General features: G+C 45.3%; 17 protein-coding genes. 14 read left to right on the top strand and 3 right to left on the bottom strand.

Going from position 1 to position 19913, the window contains the following annotated elements; all coding sequences use genetic code 11:
* Positions 1 to 96: 96 nt before the first annotated feature.
* The 7 genes from F7Y48_RS06155 (at position 97) to purF (ending at position 10410) form a co-directional block, all read left to right on the top strand.
* The gene (locus F7Y48_RS06155) at positions 97 to 4332 is read left to right on the top strand and encodes a FimV/HubP family polar landmark protein (RefSeq protein ID WP_316682536.1); all 4236 of its coding nucleotides are present in this window, start codon (positions 97 to 99) and stop codon (positions 4330 to 4332) included.
* Between the two features lie 138 nt (positions 4333 to 4470).
* Positions 4471 to 5265, top strand: coding sequence for a tRNA pseudouridine(38-40) synthase TruA (gene truA / locus F7Y48_RS06150; protein ID WP_005397196.1), 795 nt, complete (start codon positions 4471 to 4473; stop codon positions 5263 to 5265).
* A 197-nt stretch (positions 5266 to 5462) separates the two neighbouring features.
* Positions 5463 to 6389 (top strand): acetyl-CoA carboxylase, carboxyltransferase subunit beta, encoded by a 927-nt coding sequence (gene accD, locus F7Y48_RS06145; protein WP_005397203.1) that lies wholly within the window; start codon positions 5463 to 5465, stop codon positions 6387 to 6389.
* 46 nt (positions 6390 to 6435) lie between these two features.
* Entirely contained in the window at positions 6436 to 7698 is a 1263-nt protein-coding gene (folC, locus tag F7Y48_RS06140; RefSeq protein WP_316682532.1) for a bifunctional tetrahydrofolate synthase/dihydrofolate synthase, read from the top strand.
* Positions 7699 to 7712: 14 nt separating this feature from the next.
* A complete protein-coding gene (locus tag F7Y48_RS06135; RefSeq protein ID WP_316682530.1) occupies positions 7713 to 8306 on the top strand; it encodes an SPOR domain-containing protein in 594 nt (197 codons plus the stop codon).
* Between the two features lie 61 nt (positions 8307 to 8367).
* Complete coding sequence (locus F7Y48_RS06130; RefSeq protein ID WP_005380590.1) at positions 8368 to 8859, top strand: CvpA family protein; 492 nt, start codon at positions 8368 to 8370, stop codon at positions 8857 to 8859.
* Positions 8860 to 8895: 36 nt separating this feature from the next.
* Entirely contained in the window at positions 8896 to 10410 is a 1515-nt protein-coding gene (purF, locus tag F7Y48_RS06125) for an amidophosphoribosyltransferase (protein ID WP_005397209.1), read from the top strand.
* A gap of 67 nt (positions 10411 to 10477) precedes the next feature.
* Here purF and F7Y48_RS06120 read toward each other — a convergent pair whose 3' ends face one another.
* The gene (locus F7Y48_RS06120) at positions 10478 to 11353 is read right to left on the bottom strand and encodes a LysR family transcriptional regulator (protein ID WP_005397211.1); all 876 of its coding nucleotides are present in this window, start codon (positions 11351 to 11353) and stop codon (positions 10478 to 10480) included.
* Between the two features lie 288 nt (positions 11354 to 11641).
* On the opposite strand from F7Y48_RS06120, the gene F7Y48_RS06115 reads away from it, so the two are divergent.
* The 7 genes from F7Y48_RS06115 to recR all read left to right on the top strand — a co-directional run bounded on the left by F7Y48_RS06115 (position 11642) and on the right by recR (position 17388).
* Positions 11642 to 12748: a response regulator gene (locus tag F7Y48_RS06115; protein WP_005397213.1), complete on the top strand. Its 1107-nt coding sequence runs from the start codon at positions 11642 to 11644 to the stop codon at positions 12746 to 12748.
* A 224-nt stretch (positions 12749 to 12972) separates the two neighbouring features.
* Positions 12973 to 13104, top strand: a complete 132-nt coding sequence (locus F7Y48_RS06110) for a hypothetical protein (protein WP_005380608.1) — start codon at positions 12973 to 12975, stop codon at positions 13102 to 13104.
* Between the two features lie 33 nt (positions 13105 to 13137).
* A complete protein-coding gene (locus F7Y48_RS06105; RefSeq protein ID WP_371131105.1) occupies positions 13138 to 13524 on the top strand; it encodes a YbaN family protein in 387 nt (128 codons plus the stop codon).
* Positions 13525 to 13686: 162 nt separating this feature from the next.
* Positions 13687 to 14232, top strand: a complete 546-nt coding sequence (gene apt / locus F7Y48_RS06100) for an adenine phosphoribosyltransferase (protein WP_005380615.1) — start codon at positions 13687 to 13689, stop codon at positions 14230 to 14232.
* A gap of 8 nt (positions 14233 to 14240) precedes the next feature.
* A complete protein-coding gene (dnaX, locus tag F7Y48_RS06095) occupies positions 14241 to 16346 on the top strand; it encodes a DNA polymerase III subunit gamma/tau (protein WP_316682503.1) in 2106 nt (701 codons plus the stop codon).
* Positions 16347 to 16428: 82 nt separating this feature from the next.
* The gene (locus tag F7Y48_RS06090) at positions 16429 to 16758 is read left to right on the top strand and encodes a YbaB/EbfC family nucleoid-associated protein (RefSeq protein ID WP_005380618.1); all 330 of its coding nucleotides are present in this window, start codon (positions 16429 to 16431) and stop codon (positions 16756 to 16758) included.
* Positions 16759 to 16788: 30 nt separating this feature from the next.
* Positions 16789 to 17388: a recombination mediator RecR gene (recR, locus tag F7Y48_RS06085; RefSeq protein ID WP_031780610.1), complete on the top strand. Its 600-nt coding sequence runs from the start codon at positions 16789 to 16791 to the stop codon at positions 17386 to 17388.
* 51 nt (positions 17389 to 17439) lie between these two features.
* On the opposite strand, the gene aqpZ is transcribed toward recR, so the two are convergent.
* Both aqpZ and F7Y48_RS06075 read right to left on the bottom strand, forming a co-directional pair.
* Entirely contained in the window at positions 17440 to 18138 is a 699-nt protein-coding gene (aqpZ, locus tag F7Y48_RS06080) for an aquaporin Z (protein ID WP_316682482.1), read from the bottom strand.
* 206 nt (positions 18139 to 18344) lie between these two features.
* Complete coding sequence (locus F7Y48_RS06075; protein WP_005494432.1) at positions 18345 to 19604, bottom strand: amino acid permease; 1260 nt, start codon at positions 19602 to 19604, stop codon at positions 18345 to 18347.
* Positions 19605 to 19913 lie beyond the last annotated feature (309 nt).

Below are 19913 nucleotides of genomic sequence, written 5' to 3'. Positions count from 1 at the left end.
ATTTTTTATTCTCAACGCTATAGTTTTGCATGTGATATCCGATATATTTAACCGATCACCATTTCAAATTGTATTTAGCACAAAACTGAGCCTTCTATGCGTCAAAATTATAAGCGTTTGTTAGCAGCCCTTGTGTTGATGAGCGCGACTCAGACATCATCAGTGGTTCAAGCCGAAGGAATTCGTCTTGTTGGACCATCTGGTGAAGTGCAATCATCTCCGAGCTATGCTGAAGATATTGAGCGAGCATTACCTGCTCCTCCTGCAAATACTCAGCCGTCACGTTTCTTTGGTCCGACTGGTGAAAATCAAACACTATGGTCGATCGCTTCAGAATTACGACCTTCACGCGGTGTTACCGTTCAACAAACGCTTCTTGCCATTTATCGAATTAACCCTCAAGCGTTTGAGAACCAAAACATTCATGAGTTGATCCCAGGGAGTCGACTACGAGTACCGTCTCTAGAGCAAGTGCAAAGCGCGACTACAGAGCAAGCTGTTGCGATTATGAAAGCGCACGAGGCTAAGTTAAAACAGCCGAAGCCGACAAATAGAGCCACGCCAGCGCAACGCGTCACCGAGCAACCAAAGCCACAAATAAAAGTAGAACCCAAGCCTGTTGCTCCTAAACCAGAAACCACTGTAGCTGCGGAACCAAAACCGGTTCAAAAAACAATACCAGTTATTCCTGCGCCACCTGTGAACACCTCTCCGCAGGGTGAAAAGCAGGTCAGTGCGTTAAAAGACAAACTTCAAGGCTCACAAAGTGAATTAGAGTCATTGGAAGAGAAGAACCATCGTCTTCGCTTAATGTTGTCAGAAGTGCAAAGCGAAGTTGAAACCTTGAAAAATGAACTGAATGACGAAGAACGCATTCGCTCGGAAGTCGAGAAACTGCTTGCTGAAGAGCGCCAACGCCTTGCCGAGCAACAACGCATGCAGCCAAGTACGGTTGACAAGATTTTGTCTAATGGTTGGCTTGTCGGCTTAGCGGCGCTTATTCCAGGTGCATTGCTGGCACTGTTGGTTGTGATGTTGCTTGGTCGCCGTTCTAAAAACAAAGAGGAAGAGCCTGCTGCGCAATCGCCTCAGGAAACCGATCCATTAGCTGCGCCAATTGGTTTAGCGGCGACGGACGAGCTGGATGAAGAACTCACACTTGATGATGAGTTGTTCGCAGATGAAGATATAAATACTCAGGCTACACAAGAAGAGAAGCCAGACTTAGAAGAAGACGTCTTTGCCAACCTTGACGATGAAGAACTTGATTTCAATCTAGAAGGGGACGATGACCCATTTGCGGGTATCGGTGATGACGGCGACCTGGATGTTGGTCTGGATGAGTTTGAGTCATCAAACAATGGTATCCAAGTTAACGGCGAAGAAAAAGCGCTTGGTTTAGAAGAGATGGAGCGAGCCTTAGATGAGGTTGCTCCAGAACTAGAAGTGCTCGATGACGATGAGGCTGGCTTCGATCTTTCAGATGATACGAACGAGAAAGCAGATTCGCTCTCAGATGACGCATTTGCGGAACTACTTGCAGCAGATGAGCCGTCAGAAGAGTTATCAAGTGACACTGTCGATCAGGATATGCTTGATGACTTGTTTGCGGAACTTGGCAATGACGACTTCGACCTAGATACCGATGAACCTGAACTAAAACAGCCCGTATCGGATGATGATTTCAGCGCAGGAGAGGCATCTGATGACGATATCGATAAGCTATTAGCTCAATACGAGCAGCCTGTTACTGAGTCGACAGAAGTTGAAGGTGACGCCAGCGAAGACGCCGTTCTAGATGAAAACAGTACGGACTTACTCGATGAACTGATCGATTTTGACGAAGATGAAACAGACGACGAGTTTGACCCACTGAATGAGCTAGAAGCACTCTCTGGTTTTGAAGGTGATGACTCGATTGAAGAGTTAGATGCAGATAGCACAGATTTACTGGATGAAATCATTGATGACGTCACACCAGAACTTGATGAAGAGACAGGAACTGAGACTGAGTTAGACCCGTTTGATGATCTGATTCGAGAGGACGAAAGCCCTGCACAGAATAAATCGCAAGAGGAAGAGTTACTCGCTTCACTTGGTTTTGGCGAACCAGACGGCGACGAAAAACCATCTTCAATAGCCGAGTCAGAGCCCGCTCATGAAGAGCCGGAAATTGAGTCTGGTTTGGACATCGACGCTTTATTAAGTGACAGTCAACCAGATCCGCAACAAACAGCGCCAGAGCAACCATTAACCGAGCCAGAAACTGCTTCAGAGCCATTTAGCAGCGATGAGTTTCTGGGTGATTTAGAGGACCTCTCACCAGAGAACGATCCTTTAATGAGCGAGCTAGACGACTTGTTTGAGTCAGACAGTGAAGAGCTTCAGCCTACAGAGCAAGAAAAAGCGGACTTTTCTGCTGAACTGGATGCACTATTTGATACTGAAGATGATTTAACGCAACAACAAGTTGAAGAGCCGCAAGCTGAGATAGAGGAATCTTCGCCACAACAAGAAGAGGATGCCAATTCTAAGTCAACGCAAGATGCATCAGTAGAGCCTGATGCTAAAGTGCCGCCTCAAGTTGATACAGAAGAAGACGCCCCAGCGTTCACTCCGACACCAAATACAGTAGAAAATGAATTTGGTGTTCCACAAGAAGAAGATTGGCTACTGGATGAGCCTGAACTAGAAAGTGACACTCAACCAGAACAAGAACAAAACTCGGGTAACAAAAGTGAGCCAGAAAGCTCAGAACTAGCATCAGAAACTGATTCGGCCACCAATGCAGAAGAAGAGTTCAATTTTGATGAACTCGAACTGCCAGAGTTTGGTGAAGAGGATGCATTGGCGTCCATGGCGGACGAATCTGCGTTAGATGAATCAGAGTCTATCGAGCCTGAGCGCTCTGAAGCTGAGTCGGCGACTGAAGCAGAAGAAGAGTTCGATTTTGATGAACTCGAACTGCCAGAGTTCAGCGAAGAGGACGCATTGGCGTCCATGGCAGGCGAACCTACGTTAGATGAACCAGAATCTATCGAGCCTGAGCGCTCTGAAGCTGAGTCGGCGACTGAAGCAGAAGAAGAGTTCGATTTCGATGAACTCGAACTGCCAGAGTTTAGTGAAGAGGATGCATTGGCGTCCATGGCAGGCGAACCTACGTTAGATGAACCAGAATCTATCGAGCCTGAGCGCTCTGAAGCTGAGTCGGTGACTGAAGCAGAAGAAGAGTTCGATTTCGACGAACTCGAACTGCCAGAGTTCAGCGAAGAGGACGCATTGGCGTCCATGGCAGGCGAACCTACGTTAGATGAACCAGAATCTATCGAGCCTGAGCGCTCTGAAGCTGAGTCGGCGACTGAAGCAGAAGAAGAGTTCGATTTCGATGAACTCGAACTGCCAGAATTCAGTGAAGAAGACGCCTTGGCATCTATGGAAGAAGAGCCAGAATTACCGAGCTCTGAGACTGCAGATATAGAACCAATCTCCGGTGAGGATGAAGAGCTAAGTTTTGACGACCAAGATCTTCCTGAGTTCAATGAGGAAGATGTTCTCGCATCAATGAATGAGAGTGCGCCAGAGACTCCTAATGTTGAAACTGAGACATCGAGACCAACTCTTCAAGCTGATAACGATCATGATGCTTTGTTTGAAGTCTTTGCGCAGCAAAACGGTTTTGATACTGAACCAGAAGTGCAGCCAACAGCGACAGAGGGTGAGCCGCTAAGTGACTTAGATGATGAATCTTCAATGGCTAACCTTCTTGCTGAAGACGCAAGTTCAGAGGTGTTTGAAGGTCAGTTAGACAGTGACACCATTGCAAGCGCAGGTATGGATTTTGAAACCATGCTTGATGTTGGAGATGATTGGGATGGCTTTAAACCAGCTGCCGATAGTGTAAGTTCTACGGAAGATGTGCCTGAGGACCAGCGTGATGTTTGGAATTCGAGTGACGCACTCAGTCAGCCAGAGATCGCGCAAGAAAACTGGGCAGAGCAAAGCGACTTGGATGACTTCGACCCAAAGAAAAATCAATTTATGACGATTGATGAATTGATGGCTCAAGTCGATAAAGAAGGTGGTGAGTTCGAAGAGGAAGATCTGAAGCTTGATGTCGGATTGAACGAGTTTCCAGATGTTATCGGTGAGATCGGCGATGTTGACGTAGATAGCAACGCTGAAGCTGCTGGAAAACTGGACCTTGCTAAAATCTATCTCGAGATGAACGATTCTCAAGGGGCGATAAAGCTACTAGAAGAGGCGATTGTTTACGGTGAAGATGATATTCGCCGCGAAGCAAAGAGCCTGATTGATGCCATTAATGGCCGATAAATCGAAAAGGGTAGCGTTGGCTACCCGTTTTGTGTCTCGCTAGTATGATGCTACCTCTACGTCATCCTTGTTGAAACTGGCAACTTGAGGTGACTTGAGTATATACTTCCCGCCCCATTTTAGAGTTCGAAGGTTAAGATGAGAATCGCATTAGGTATCGAGTACAACGGTACAAACTACTTTGGTTGGCAGCGCCAAAGAGAAGTGAAAAGTGTCCAAGAAGAGCTAGAGAAAGCATTGTCCGTTATTGCTAATCACCCAGTTGAAGTGCAGTGTGCTGGTCGGACAGACGCTGGCGTGCATGGCACAGGACAAGTTGTGCACTTTGATACCAACGTTACTCGAAAAATGGTAGCTTGGACCATGGGCGCAAACGCGAACATGCCGAGTGATATAGCGGTTCGTTGGGCTAAGGAAGTCCCAGATGATTTCCATGCACGATTCTCAGCGACAGCGCGCCGTTATCGTTACATTATTTTCAATCATGCTTTACGACCTGGCATCTTAAACTCTGGTGTGAGCCACTATCATGGTGAGCTCGACGAGAAAAAAATGCATGAGGCAGGGCAGTATCTGCTTGGTGAAAATGATTTTACGTCGTTTCGTGCGGCGCATTGTCAGTCTCGTAGCCCATTTCGAAACTTGATGCATCTGAACGTTACACGCCATGGGAACTATGTGGTTATTGATATTAAAGCCAATGCGTTCGTGCATCATATGGTTCGTAACATCACGGGTAGCTTGATAAAGGTTGGACGTGGTGAAGAGAGTCCTGAATGGATCAAATGGTTGCTAGAGGCTAAAGATCGCAAACTAGCGGGTGCGACAGCGAAAGCGGAAGGTCTGTACCTGGTAGATGTAGACTATCCAGAAGAATTTGGGTTACCTGAAGTGCCGATCGGTCCACTGTTTTTGCCAGATAATTTGAACTAATTTTACAAACTTATTTCAAAATATCGGTAGTGTTTACATTGAATGTGAGCGGAAAACATACGCTATTTATGATATCAAAAATAGGTACAACCAGTTTTTTATCTACAGTAGCTGCAAGATATGGTTTAATCCGTCGGTATTATGTCGAATTTATATCTTTCGCAATGAAGCGGAAGAGTTGAGAGAAAAGGTCTTCCATGAGTTGGCTTGAAAAGATTTTAGAGAAAAGCAACCTAGTAAGTTCACGCAAAGCTTCTATCCCAGAAGGTGTGTGGACTAAATGTACCTCTTGTGAACAGGTTTTATACCATGCTGAACTAGAGCGTAACCTAGAAGTTTGTCCAAAGTGTAACCATCACATGCGCATGAAAGCGCGTCGTCGTTTGGAAACGTTTTTAGATGAAGGCAATCGAGTTGAATTAGGTACCGAACTTGAGCCACAGGATAAACTGAAATTTAAAGATTCTAAGCGATACAAAGAGCGTATCTCTGCAGCACAAAAAAACAGCGGAGAGAAAGATGCGCTAGTTGTGATGCAAGGTGAACTGCTTGGTCTACCCCTTGTGGCGTGTGCGTTTGAATTCTCCTTTATGGGCGGTTCAATGGGTTCAGTTGTTGGTGCTCGCTTCGTTAAAGCGGTGGATGCAGCAATTGAAAACAACTGTGCACTTGTTTGTTTCTCAGCAAGTGGTGGCGCTCGTATGCAAGAGGCATTGATGTCTCTTATGCAAATGGCAAAAACCAGTGCTGCGCTTGAGCGTCTATCAGAAAAAGGTCTGCCGTTTATTTCGGTTCTAACTGACCCTACAATGGGTGGTGTATCAGCAAGTTTGGCTATGTTGGGTGATATCAACATCGGGGAACCTAAGGCGCTGATTGGCTTTGCTGGTCGTCGTGTTATCGAGCAAACAGTACGTGAAGATCTTCCTGAAGGTTTCCAGCGTAGTGAGTTCCTGCTTGATCACGGTGCGATTGATATGATCGTTGACCGTCGTGAAATGCGTCAGCGTGTGGGTGGTCTAATCGCTAAGATGACTAACCACAAGTCTCCTTTGGTGGTTTCGGTTAACGAATCTCCAAATGAAGAACCATATTCTGTACCAGAAGCGGACGAAAAAGGGTAAAGTATCAACTAACATAAAAACCAAAGAATTTAATGGTTAAAGTTAGATGACCCAAAACCCAATTCCTCAAGCCACATCTTCATTAGAGATGTGGCTTGATTATTTAGCAAATATTCATTCCTCAGCAATTGATCTAGGCTTAGACCGTGTCCAAGCGGTAGCAAACAAAGCCAATCTTACCAAACCAGCTCCAACCGTAATCACCGTTGCCGGAACCAATGGCAAAGGCTCAACGTGTGCGTTAATGGAAGCCATTTTACTCGATGCTGGCTATTCAGTCGGTGTTTACAGCTCTCCGCACCTGATTCGTTACAACGAGCGTGTACGCATTAATGGCGTCGACGTTGTAGATGCAAAGCACTGTGAAGCATTCGACTATGTAGAAAAGCAGCGTGGTGATATCAGCCTTAGCCTCTTTGAATTCGGTACGCTTGCTGCGCTACGTATTTTCCAAGCAGAGAAAGTCGACGTTGTGTTGCTTGAAGTAGGACTTGGCGGCCGTCTAGACGCCACCAACGTTGTTGACCATGATGTTTCTGTTATTACGAGCTTAGCGATCGATCATGTGGATTGGCTTGGTGATGACATCAATGTCATTGGTTTTGAAAAGGCAGGCATTTACCGTCCAGGGAAGCCAGCAATTTGTGGTCAACCAATGCCACCGGCGACCGTGGCAGCTCATGCTGACGATATTGGCTCTGAGTTCTTCCAAGTTGGTATTCAGTATGATTACCAACTAACTAATAATGGTTGGAAGTGGAGCAGTGGCGCATTTGCGTTAGAGGATTTACCTGTCCCATCGTTACCGCTACAAAACGCGGCAACAGCATTGATGGCGTTGGGAGCATCGGAATTGCAAATCACTGACATAAACATTGTCAATGGCTTGAATAATGCTCGCCTGGCAGGGCGTATGCAGATATTGCATCATGAGCCGGAGATAATCCTTGATGTCGCGCACAACCCGCACTCTGCTGAGTATTTGGTAGAGAAAGTGAAGCACCAATATTTGGGTAAGAATATCCATATTGTAGTCGCGATGCTGCATGACAAAGACATTAAAGCAACCATTGAAGCGCTAACTCCAATTGCAACACAATGGTATCCAGCGTCGCTAACCGGACCGAGAGCGGCGACTGCTGGAGAGTTGTGCCAATACTTACCCGATGGGCAAGTTCATTTTGAACACCCTGTTGACGCCTTTGAGAATGCAAGAAGCCACGCAAAGCAAGAAGACGTCATTCTGGTGGTTGGTTCATTCCATACTGTCGGAGAGGTATTGGAACATTGGCAATCAAAGAATAAATAAGCAAAGGTATTTTGATGGCAAGTAAATTCCAAAGTCGTTTAGTCGGCACCATCATTCTAGTCGCAGTCGGAGTGATTGTTCTTCCCGATGTGCTAGATGGTAAGAAACTGCACTACAAAGAAGAATTTGCCAGTATTCCTATCAAACCTGAACTTGATAGTGATGTGGAAAACTTCGAAATATTAGAGCCAGTGGAAGACGACATAGCGTTACCGGACTCTCCAGTTGAAGCGGTGGTGCAGGAGCAAGAGGGCGCCCAAGTGCCTGCTTCTGAGCCTGACCCAACGCCTACGCCTAAACCAGAGGTCATCAAACAGCCAGAGCAAGTTGAGGTGGCCACTCGTCCTGTGCAAGAAAAAAATCAATATGAAGATTCTGCTTGGATCATTCAGTTGATGGCGCTTAAGAATCACGAAAATGCGGTCGCGCTTGTCGCTGATTTGCAAAAGCGTGGCTATCAAGCTCATACAAAGAAAGAAAACGAGTTTACGAGAGTGATTGTTGGTCCTGATGTGTCAAAAAGTAAACTTGAACGACAAGTCAAGGAATTACAAAAAATTACAGGCTCAAAAGGTCAATTGCTTAAATTTAAGCCATTAAATCCATAAGAAAACGTTTGCGTCAGCATTTTTTCTGTTAAAATGCGCGCCAACTTAAGATGAAGAAAACATGAATTGGATAGATTTTATCATTTTAGGTGTGATCGGATTTTCAGCTCTGATCAGTTTAGTTCGCGGTTTTGCTAAAGAAGCTTTGTCTTTGGTGATTTGGTTTGGAGCGTTTTTTATCTCCAGCAACTACTACGCCAAATTGGCGGTGTACTTCACCAACATCGAAGATGACATGTTTCGTAACGGAGCGGCGATTGCGGCTTTATTTGTCGCGACCTTGGTAGTTGGTGCAGTGGTGAATTACGTCATTGGTCAACTGGTACAAAAAACAGGGCTATCGGGTACGGACCGAATTCTTGGGATTGTATTTGGTGGTCTACGCGGAGTCTTAATTGTTTCTGCGGTGCTGTTTTTTATGGATGCGTTTACTGCATTCCCAAGCTCGGATTGGTGGAAAGATTCACAGTTGATCCCTGAGTTCAGCCGTATCATCGCCCCATTCTTCGAGCATTTACAAGCAACATCAAGTTTTCTGTCTGGCACTATCTAGTAGTGCCAGCTACTGTCGCAAATCGAGGATTAGGACATGTGTGGTATTGTTGGAATCGTGGGCACAACGCCTGTAAACCAGTCTATTTATGACGCGTTAACGGTGTTACAGCATCGTGGCCAAGATGCCGCTGGTATTTGTACCATAGAAAGCAATCGTTTTCGTCTGCGCAAGGCGAACGGTTTAGTCAAGGATGTATTTGAAGCAAGACATATGCAGCGCCTGCAAGGCGAGGTCGGAATTGGTCATGTTCGTTACCCAACAGCAGGCAGCTCAAGCGCTTCAGAAGCTCAACCTTTCTACGTAAACTCTCCTTTCGGTATTACACTTGCCCACAATGGCAACTTGACCAACGCTAACGAAGTTCGTCAAAAGCTGTTTGAAAAAGATCGCCGTCATATCAATACCACTTCAGACTCCGAAGTATTGCTAAATGTACTGGCACACGAAATTGACTCAGTAAAAGGAAATGTCACGACAGAAGACGTATTCCGCGCAGTCACCAATGTGCATCGCACAATTCGTGGAGCTTACGCTGTGACTGCCATGATTATCGGTCATGGTATGATTGCGTTCCGTGACCCACACGGTATTCGCCCTCTATGTTTAGGTAAGCGTGAAGTTAATGGCAGAGCGGAGTACATGGTTGCGTCTGAATCGGTAGCATTGGATGCCGTCGGTTTTGATTTTGTTCGTGATGTTGCACCTGGTGAGGCGATCTACGCAACGTTTGACGGTGAACTGTACACGAAGCAGTGTGCAGACAATCCTAAGCTGAACCCTTGTATTTTCGAGTTCGTGTACTTTGCTCGTCCAGACTCGTTCATCGATAAAATTTCGGTATACAGTGCTCGCGTTGAAATGGGTAAAAAGCTAGGCGAACGTATTCGTGAAGACTACGCAAATCTTGATATTGATGTCGTTATTCCTATCCCTGAAACATCGTGCGACATCGCACTTCAAATCGCTCAAGCGATCGATATCCCTTACCGCCAAGGCTTCGTGAAAAACCGTTACGTGGGGCGTACGTTTATCATGCCTGGTCAGCAACAACGTAAGAAATCTGTACGTCGCAAGTTGAATGCAATTCGTTCGGAGTTCAAAGATAAGAATGTGTTGCTGGTGGATGACTCTATCGTTCGTGGTACTACGTCAGAACAAATCATCGAAATGGCACGTGATTCTGGTGCGAAGAAAGTGTACATGGTATCAGCAGCACCAGAAGTTCGATTCCCGAACGTGTACGGCATTGATATGCCAAGTGCTACCGAGCTTATTGCTCATGGCCGTGACAACGATACAATTTGTAAGCAGATTGGTGCTGATGCATTGATTTATCAACGTCTAGAAGACTTGGTTGAGGCAGTCGGTCTTGGAAACCAAGATATTACTCAGTTCGATACATCCGTGTTTAACGGCGAATACGTAACGGGTGATATTGACCAACAATACCTAGACTTCTTAGATGGTCTTCGTAACGATGATGCGAAAACACAACTTGAAATCCAACAGGATTTAGCAAACCTAGAGCTGCATAACGAAGGCGCATAATAGGCGTTTCCTTGAGGCGCAAAAAAAACCAGAGCTCCGGCTCTGGTTTTTTGTATTCGCTATCGAATTAGTGAATGTTGTAAGCGATCACAAAGTCGATAAAGAGACGAACTTTCTCTGGCAGGTGATCTTTGTGGTTGTAAAGCATATAAATGTCGCGCGGGTTTGCACTCCAATCTGGCAGTATGCGTACCAAATCGCCGCTTTCGATGTATTCTTTGATCATGACATCTGGCATTAGCGTGATGCCTAAACCTTCGGAACAAGCACTGCGTACTACATTTAGTGCATTCGCCTGAAAGCGACCACGATCAACGTTTACTACAGACTCGCCTTTGCTATTAATTAAGGTCCACTTGATAAGAGGGTAGCCTTTTAGCAATGAATGGTTAGAGAGCTCTTCTGCGTGGTTTGGTGCCGGATTCGAGGCAAGGTAGTCAGGACTTGCGACAAGAATATCCTTCACTTCGCCAATCTTGCGTGCGATCAGGCTAGAATCACGTTGGGGCCCCACTCGAAAAATGACATCCCATTCAGTAGGGTCAAGCTTGTCTGCATTATTTTCTGTCGTTAGTTCGATATTGATGTCCGGATACTGCTTCATAAAGCTGTTGAACATCGGCATCATCATGCGCTTAGTTAAGTTATAAGGCGCCGATATCTTAATCTTGCCTGATGCTCCTCGGCAGTCGTCAGTGATTTCCTCTGCTGCCGTGGTTAGCCTTTGTAGCAAAGGAGAGCACTCATGGTAAAAACGTTCCCCGGCTTCTGTAAGCGAGAGTTTGCGAGCGTGACGGTTCAACAGTCGAAGATTGACAGAGTCTTCTAGCGCTTGAATGCGTCGGGTGATGGTCGCAACCGGGATCATGGTTTTTCGCGAAGTTGCGGTGTAGCTCCCATTTTCGACAACCAGTCGAAACAGGTTTAAGTCATCTAATTTCATATTTCCAGACACATTAAATTACCGATTACGGCTAATTTATAATTAACTTTGTGATCAAAGCTTGCTTTAAGTCAACATGTTGCATCATTTGAACACAGCAACCCTGTTTGAGTAAATACTGTTATACCCCGTAATATTTGTATAAACGCCGTTTTCAAGCTACGTTTTATAACAAGGCGGAACGGCCTCAAGTCTTGCTGCGCAACGTTTCACCGGATGTAAACACAACAAAAATAATGACTTAATAATAAATCTGTTTTTTGACTTAGCTTTGTGAGGTGTAAAGGTATGTTTAAGACTCACAGTCAAACGGCAATGGTCTCGGCACAGGAAGTGGTTAATCAAAAACTAATTATGTTGGTAGATGATGATCCAATATTTCGTAAAGTAACCAATGCTTATTTAGAAAGTCAGGGTTTTAAAGTAGTAGAAGCTGAAAACGGCCTAGAGGCGCTTCAACAACTCAGGGAATGCCAACCCGATCTTATCTTGTGTGATTTATCGATGCCGGTATTAGATGGCATTGAATTCGTCGAAGAAGTCAGTCTTGAATATCCATACTTGCCGCTTATCGTGGTATCCGGCACGGATGAAATGTCCGATGTCGCGAAAGCGTTGCGATTTGGTATTAAAGATTTTCTTCCTAAACCGATAGGTAATTATGAGCACCTATCTCAGGCGATAGACAATACGCTCGAAGATACCGATAGCCATTTCTCAGAACAGCGAGACTTTTCAAGTCAGTGGTTCCGAGTCGATGACGGTGGCGAAATCCCAGATGAGCAAGAGCTTCACTGGCATCTAGAGTATTTGCAGCAGAACCCGAGTGCTGCAAGAGATTTACTGCATGCTCTATTGCCAGAGAAAGATGCTTCTCAAGGTGATTGGCGCTGCTCATACCGTTTATTGCAATCGACGGACGTTATGCCACTGGTGTTTGATTATCGTTGGTTAATGAACGGGCAATTTGCGTTCTATCTCGTTGACTCTGCTTCCCAGAGTAATGATGGTGTCGCGACGACATTGCTTGTTAGGGCTTTGTTTGACGATTACCTGCGTAATTTGAAGAGTTTCAGTGCTGATCTGAAGGATATGGTAGGGATCATTGAAAAAGGAATCGAGTGTTCAGAGTGCGCTGGTGCGGTTAATGCTGTATTTGGTGTCGCTGATCTGGCTTCGTCCTCCGTTTCTATCCTGCCTGCGGGTTTAGATAGTCATTGGTCTGACGGAAATACTAATCAACATATCGCGGCAGGTAACTGTTTAGGGGCAGGAAGTATGAAAAACTTCATAACCCGAGATTTACCGCTAGGTGTTGCTGGTCAGCTATCCATTGGTTGTTTAGGTTCTTCAAGTTTTAGCTTAAATATTGCCCGGAAATCACGACTGGTATAATTCTGACTTCATAACACAATAAGCAGCGTCTTGGCGCTGCTTATTGTCTTTTTAGAACCACAAAAAACAACAAATGCTCGAACAATAACCTTACTTTTTGCTGGTGTTTAGATTTGGCTGTTTAAGGTATAGTCAACGCCTAAAACAATAATGACCCATTTGTGCAACGATAATTTAACGCTGTGCCTTGGGAGAAGCAAAGTCAACTAGTGAGAAGATACATCATGGCAGACAAAGATTTTAAAGAGCCTTATAATATTTTTTACTTTTTAGGTTTCATTGCAGTACTTTTAATTCCAACACTACCTGCAACGCTAACCTGGCTTCGTGTAATGAATGGTTACGCAGGCTTTTAATCTAGCTATTTTGTACCGGAGTTCACCATTCGTATTAAGCGTTACTTTTTCAATACCGTTGGTGGACTCTGTATTGTGCTCGGCATTGCCGGCATAGCCCTTCCGCTTTTACCCACCACTCCTTTCATTCTACTTGCTAGTGCATGTTTTATGCGTGGTAGCCCCGCATTTCATCATTGGCTACATAACCACAAAACGTTTGGACCGATTCTCGATAATTGGCATAAGCACCGGGCTGTTACTTCAAAAGTAAAACAGCGTGGCGCCATTTTTATTGCACTTAGTTTCATGGTTTCAATCGTTGTTGTTCCCCTTGTTTGGGTGAAAATTGGTCTTTTAGTGATGCTAATCGTTTTACTCGGCTGGTTTATGCGTCTGCCTGTGATTGAGTTGGTTGCTGACAGAGAAGAAAATCACTAAGATTGTAGAGAATAGTGTGCCCGCTCTTCGAGTGGGCGTTTGTATTTTCAGCGCCTGTGACTCTTACGAAAATAAGCACATAGTGGTGAAAACCTATTGTTCGTTGCCCTCGTGATACTGCGATTAGAGAGGGCGATGAGCCAATCTAAGTAAATCGGTATTATGACTACAGAAACAATTTCACTGATCAAATCTAGCATCAAAAGCATCCAAGACTACCCAAAGCCAGGCATTCTATTTCGTGATGTGACGAGCCTTCTTGAAGACGCAAAAGCATACCAAGCGACGATCAACCTTCTTGTTGAACGTTACAAAGATATGGGCTTTACCAAGGTTGTGGGTACGGAAGCTCGTGGCTTTTTATTTGGTGCGCCTTTAGCGCTTGAGCTAGGTGTTGGTTTTGTACCAGTGCGTAAACCAGGCAAGCTACCACGTCCTACTGTTGCTCAATCTTATGAGCTTGAATACGGCGTTGATACACTAGAAATCCATACAGATGCCATCGTTGAAGGTGACAAAGTACTGGTTGTCGACGATTTATTGGCAACGGGCGGTACTATTGAAGCGACGACTAAGCTGATTCGCCAACTGGGTGGTGAAGTTGAGCACGCTGCGTTCGTTATCAACCTACCAGAAATCGGTGGCGATAAACGTTTAGAAGCACTAGGTCTAAACGTGTACAGCATTTGCGATTTTGAAGGACATTAATACATTCAATGAGTTATTTAGCTTTAGCGCGAAAATGGCGTCCTAATCAGTTTGACCAAGTTGTCGGACAAAAACATGTCCTGACGGCGTTGGAAAATGCACTGGCGCAAAACCGTTTACACCATGCTTATCTGTTCAGCGGGACTCGTGGTGTGGGTAAAACGAGTATCGGTAGGTTGTTTGCCAAAGGCTTGAACTGCGAAACCGGTATTACCGCGACACCTTGTGGTAAGTGCGATACTTGTCGTGAAATTGATGAAGGTCGCTTTGTCGATCTTCTTGAAATCGATGCGGCATCACGTACTAAAGTTGAAGACACTCGCGAACTGTTAGACAACGTTCAATACAAACCTGCTCGTGGACGTTTTAAAGTGTACCTCATCGATGAGGTACACATGCTATCGCGTCACTCTTTCAATGCGTTGTTGAAAACCCTGGAAGAGCCGCCAGAGTATGTGAAGTTCTTACTCGCGACAACCGATCCACAAAAGCTGCCTGTTACTATATTGTCGCGTTGTCTACAGTTCCATCTCAAACCGATCAGCGTTGATGATATTCATCAGCAACTTGACTACATTTTGGGTCAAGAGCAAGTATCGGCAGAACCAAAAGCACTGGGTATGATTTCACATGCTGCAGATGGCAGTATGCGTGATGCTCTCAGCTTGACCGATCAAGCAATTGCTTTAGGTAACGGTGCGGTGCAAACTGATATTGTCAGCCACATGTTGGGGACGATTGATACCGACCAAGCGATTCACTTACTGGAGTCAATCAGCAGCAAGCAACCTCAACAAGCCATGGATAAAATCCAGCAATTAGCAGCAAATGGTGTTGAGTGGGATGGTTTGTTGCAGCAAGTCGCAACACAGCTTCATCGAATTGCGATGTATCAAGCGCTGCCAGCGTCGCTAGACCGAGCGCAGCCAGATGCAGAAAAAATCGAGTTGTTGAGTAAAGCACTAAGTCCGCAAGACGTTCAGCTTTACTACCAAATTGCATTGAAAGGTCGTGAAGATTTGACTCTCTCGCCAAATGGGCGAGTCGGTCTGGAAATGATTGTGCTGCGTATGATGGCGTTCCGCCCATCAAATAACAGTGGGGCAAATATTGTTTCTAGTAACTGCGAACAAGCTTCAGCCCCAGTTCAAAGTGCCAGTCAACCAAAGACTGCACCAGCTCAGACAGTAGCTGCTCCTCGAACTCAGCAGCCGAGTCCAGCGCAAAGCACACCACAAGTAGCGCCTCAACCTTCATCCAATTCACAACCTGAGTATCACGCGAGTGGATATGAGACGGTTCCGCCACAGTATGATATGGCGCCGCCGATGAGCGAAAACCCAGCGCCGCAGCATGAAACGCCACCTCAACAAGTGCAAGAGAGCGTTTCAACACCGGCGCGCGGTGGTCTAAGCGGTTTACGTCACCAATTACGTTCTCAGCGTCAAGGCCTACAACAGAACACTCCTCAAAATGGTGGCTCAAAAAAGCCTAAAGCGGCATCTGCACAACCAGAATCGGTTATCGACCGAGTAGCGCAATTGCATGGCAATTCCGCGCAGGTGTCGCCAAACTCAGCTCCGAAGTCGACGGAGCCACAAGTTGAGGAAGCGTATCGCTGGCGTCCAAGCAAGCCTGTTGAGACAAAAGTGAATACAAAACTGACACCTACGCAGCTCAAGCAGGCACTTGAGCATGAGAAAACGCCTGAAATGGCACAAAAGCTCATCGATGAATCGTTAGAACATAATGAATGGGCGAAGCTAATCAGCTTAATGGAGATCCCTAAGCTGGTAGAGCAACTTGCGCTAAACTCTCATTATAGTAAGGAAGGAACAACCGTTTCGTTACTATTGAGAAGCAGCCAAGCTCATTTGAATACTGATAGAGCTCAAGCCGAATTGCTTAAAGCACTTAATACCGTGTTAGGAGAAGAGTGCCACATGAGCATCGAAATAGGGGAGAGTGGAGAAACACCACTTGAACTTAGAGATAGGCTCTATCAAGAGAAGTTACAGCAAGCTCTGAATAGTTTAGAAAACGATCCAAATGTTCAATTTATTGAACGTCGTTTTGCTGCAGAGCTTGATAAAGATAGTGTGCGCCCTATCTAATAATCGAATGGAATGGGGTTGAAAACCTAAGGTTATAACCCCATTAATTGATGCAACACCTCATTAAACCAGAGAGATAAACATGTTTGGTAAAGGCGGTATGGGCAACCTAATGAAGCAAGCCCAGCAAATGCAAGATCGCATGCAAAAGCTTCAAGAAGAAATCGCGAATATGGAAGTAACTGGCGAGTCTGGTGCTGGCCTAGTAAAAGTTACTATCACTGGTAGTCACAGCGTACGTCGTGTTGACATCGATGAAAGTTTGATGGAAGACGACAAAGAAATGCTTGAAGATTTGATCGCTGCGGCGTTCAACGATGCGGCCCGTCGTGTTGAAGAAACTCAAAAAGAGAAAATGGCTTCTGTAACTGGCGGTATGCAACTACCACCAGGTATGAAAATGCCATTCTAATCTGCTGATATTTAATTAAGCGGACTTTTAATGCGTACCAGTCATATGCTGGAGCAATTGATGGAGGCCTTACGTTGTCTACCTGGGGTTGGCCCCAAGTCGGCGCAGCGTATGGCCTTTCATTTGTTACAGCGCGATAGAAAAGGCGGTTTGCAACTTGCAGATGCGCTTAGCCAGGCAATGACAGAAATCGGTCATTGTACTGAGTGTCGAACCTTCACCGAAGAAGAAGTCTGTCATATTTGTACTAACCCAAAACGCCAAGAAAATGGTCAAATTTGTGTGGTAGAAAGCCCGGCAGACATTGCTGCAGTCGAAGCAACGGGCCAGTATTCTGGTCGATACTTTGTTCTTATGGGACATTTGTCACCACTAGACGGTATTGGTCCAAGTGATATTGGATTGGATGTGCTGGATTACCGCTTACGTCGCGGTGATATAGCCGAAGTGATTTTGGCAACAAACCCGACGGTTGAAGGCGAAGCCACTGCACATTACATCGCAGAGCTATGTAAAGAACACCAAGTTGATGCCAGCCGCATCGCGCATGGTGTGCCTGTCGGTGGAGAACTTGAGCTTGTCGATGGCACGACGTTGTCACACTCGCTGTTAGGTCGACACAGAATTTAATAAAAAGCCGCTGAATTCAGCGGCTTTTTTGATCTTGTGAGTTGGGAACGATTAATCGTTCGATTCTTTACCAAGAAGGTTGTTGTAGATAACTGCACCAAGTACACCACCCAAAATAGGCGCAATCCAGAACAGCCATAATTGAGAAACTGCCCAGTCACCCACATACATTGCGACTGCTGTACTACGAGCCGGGTTTACTGAGGTGTTTGTCACAGGAATGCTGATCAGATGAATAAGAGTCAGACACAAACCAATCGCTATAGGTGCAAAACCTTGAGGTGCACGTTTGTCTGTCGCCCCCATGATCACGATAAGGAACATCATCGTCATCACGACTTCAGAAACTAGCGCAGCAAGCATGGAGTACTGACCCGGCGAGTGTTCACCATAACCGTTGGCGGCAAAGCCAGAACCCACAACATCGAATCCAGCTTGTCCTGTCGCGATGACATAAAGAATGCCACCAGCGATAAGCCCACCGAGCACTTGTGCGATGATGTAAGGCGCAACGTCTTTTGTCTCAAAACGACCGCCAGCCCAAAGACCAACCGTCACTGCCGGGTTCAAGTGGCAACCTGAAATATGACCGATTGCAAATGCCATGGTTAAAACGGTTAAACCAAAGGCCAGAGCAACGCCTAGCAGACCAATACCCACGTCTGGGAAACCTGCAGCCAACACTGCGCTACCGCAGCCGCCTAATACTAGCCAGAACGTACCAAAAGCCTCTGCCAAATACTTGTTCATGTTATTTCCTAATTTCTACTTAAATGACCCGCTGAACATAGTCGAGAATTGTCAATAAAGTGTGAGGGAGATCGCGTAAAGACTGCAAATAGGACGGTATGTGGCAAGAGTTCTCAAGGATGAGAGAAAAGCAAGGAGAGGAGAGGTTGAATCTTAAGTTTGCCTTGGCCATCACTACCTGAGTAACAGCCAAGGCAAAGTAGGTTTTAGCTAAATGCGACGAAAGGTGATACGCACAACAAAATACCAGTCGCAATAATCAAGTAAAGCGACGCGCCTTTGTATTTGTGTAAAGAAGGCACTTGATAGACAAGGTAAGCTGGAATCAAACAGCCAATCAAACCAAAGATAGGGCTACATACTGATGTAAAGCTCAGGACTGGTAGATTCAATACAATTGCCCCCCACGCCATGAGAATCGCAAAGAGAATGATTCCTTTGGTGACCAAGTCTTTATTGATCTTCTCTTCAGGCATGACCTTTTTTAGAGCCAGCATCGCTAGACCTTGGCAAGAATCGCGGAAACCCAAGTACACACCAAAAAACGCAGTCATTACTGAGAAAATATTCAGCATCAAACTCATTAGTTTTAGTGTCGTGCCGTCCATACCTTGCGCAACCATCGCAAGAGCAGAGATGTTCTCTTCTGCTGCTTTAACCGCTTGTTCATGTGACATCGCAAGCGTAAAGGAAATCGCGTAGAAGAAGACCGTCACAAACAAGATACCGAAAGCAATTTTCATTGCGCGCATGGCTTTAAAGCGAGCTACCTCAATCGATTTTTCTTTTGATCGGTATGAGATCACCATTGGGCTCAAGCTTTGAATAAAGAGAATAGACGTTAGAGTAAACGGCAGTAGCTCAATTGCATCTTTCAAACCAGCGCCTGTTTCTGGAATCGCACCGACATTCGCTACATCCCATTTTTCGATCATCATGACGCCAAGTAATGCAACGGTACAAAGTTTAATCAGTACAAGACCAGTACTGACCTTAAACAAAATCTTTTCACCACGAGATGCAATAGCGACCAGCGCGCACACTAAAGCCAGACCATATAGCGGGTTTTCAGACAATAAACCTTCCGTGATGCCAAAACTATGTAGGAAAGATGCCGAGTCATTGTTGATAGCTGTTGAGTAAACAAAGACCCAAATCACCAACATGATGAAGTAGAGCACACCTAATAACGCCCCCCATTTGTTACCAAGGTAACCGGAAATGACGCCAGCGTAATCTTGGCACTTTGGTGAACTTGAGAGAGTGTTGATGAAAAGGCGTTGGAACAAGTACATCGCTGGGTAGCCGATCACGGCAGAGGCCAAGAATACCCAAAGGCCCAATACGCCTACTTTAACTGGTAAAAAGACAATACCGGCACCGATTGCCATGCCGATACTCATGATCACCCATCCCCAGTCTGTGCTATCAAACTTGGTCGCGGCTTTCCACTCGTCTAGGGCCATGCCTGCTTTTACGTGCGGTGGCTCTTTACCGATAGGTAAGGTTTGTGTAGGTGCTGTCACGCTCATTTTATTGTTTCTCTTGTTAGTATGAATTTTTCTCAAATTTAATTGAGAAAATGTATATCACCAATTTTTTTGTGGAAAATTCAGATAAATTTGAGATCTTGGCGAGGAAGTTCAAATAAATTGGAGTTTTTAACGAATTTTGTGATCTGATCTAGTTGTTTGATTCATATTTAATTGAAAAAATAACGCTAATACGGAAGTTAAATTAGAAACTTCTTAATAAAAAATAAAATTTATGTGAGG

The organism is Vibrio sp. 2-1-2a, assembly GCF_032648565.1.
In the GTDB taxonomy this organism is placed as follows: Bacteria; Pseudomonadota; Gammaproteobacteria; order Enterobacterales; family Vibrionaceae; genus Vibrio; species Vibrio diabolicus.
Note: the sequence above shows the minus strand (reverse complement) of the source record. Positions and strands in the feature narration are given on the sequence as shown.

What these genes read in the sequence shown, in the direction of transcription:
- F7Y48_RS06155 (WP_316682536.1), top strand. Translation starts at nt 97, where the DNA reads ATGCGTCAAAATTATAAGCGTTTGTTAGCAGCCCTTGTGTTGATGAGC.
- truA (WP_005397196.1), top strand. Translation starts at nt 4,471, where the DNA reads ATGAGAATCGCATTAGGTATCGAGTACAACGGTACAAACTACTTTGGT.
- accD (WP_005397203.1), top strand. Translation starts at nt 5,463, where the DNA reads ATGAGTTGGCTTGAAAAGATTTTAGAGAAAAGCAACCTAGTAAGTTCA.
- folC (WP_316682532.1), top strand. Translation starts at nt 6,436, where the DNA reads ATGACCCAAAACCCAATTCCTCAAGCCACATCTTCATTAGAGATGTGG.
- F7Y48_RS06135 (WP_316682530.1), top strand. Translation starts at nt 7,713, where the DNA reads ATGGCAAGTAAATTCCAAAGTCGTTTAGTCGGCACCATCATTCTAGTC.
- F7Y48_RS06130 (WP_005380590.1), top strand. Translation starts at nt 8,368, where the DNA reads ATGAATTGGATAGATTTTATCATTTTAGGTGTGATCGGATTTTCAGCT.
- purF (WP_005397209.1), top strand. Translation starts at nt 8,896, where the DNA reads ATGTGTGGTATTGTTGGAATCGTGGGCACAACGCCTGTAAACCAGTCT.
- F7Y48_RS06120 (WP_005397211.1), bottom strand. Translation starts at nt 11,353, where the DNA reads ATGAAATTAGATGACTTAAACCTGTTTCGACTGGTTGTCGAAAATGGG.
- F7Y48_RS06115 (WP_005397213.1), top strand. Translation starts at nt 11,642, where the DNA reads ATGTTTAAGACTCACAGTCAAACGGCAATGGTCTCGGCACAGGAAGTG.
- F7Y48_RS06110 (WP_005380608.1), top strand. Translation starts at nt 12,973, where the DNA reads ATGGCAGACAAAGATTTTAAAGAGCCTTATAATATTTTTTACTTTTTA.
- apt (WP_005380615.1), top strand. Translation starts at nt 13,687, where the DNA reads ATGACTACAGAAACAATTTCACTGATCAAATCTAGCATCAAAAGCATC.
- dnaX (WP_316682503.1), top strand. Translation starts at nt 14,241, where the DNA reads ATGAGTTATTTAGCTTTAGCGCGAAAATGGCGTCCTAATCAGTTTGAC.
- F7Y48_RS06090 (WP_005380618.1), top strand. Translation starts at nt 16,429, where the DNA reads ATGTTTGGTAAAGGCGGTATGGGCAACCTAATGAAGCAAGCCCAGCAA.
- recR (WP_031780610.1), top strand. Translation starts at nt 16,789, where the DNA reads ATGCGTACCAGTCATATGCTGGAGCAATTGATGGAGGCCTTACGTTGT.
- aqpZ (WP_316682482.1), bottom strand. Translation starts at nt 18,138, where the DNA reads ATGAACAAGTATTTGGCAGAGGCTTTTGGTACGTTCTGGCTAGTATTA.
- F7Y48_RS06075 (WP_005494432.1), bottom strand. Translation starts at nt 19,604, where the DNA reads ATGGCCCTAGACGAGTGGAAAGCCGCGACCAAGTTTGATAGCACAGAC.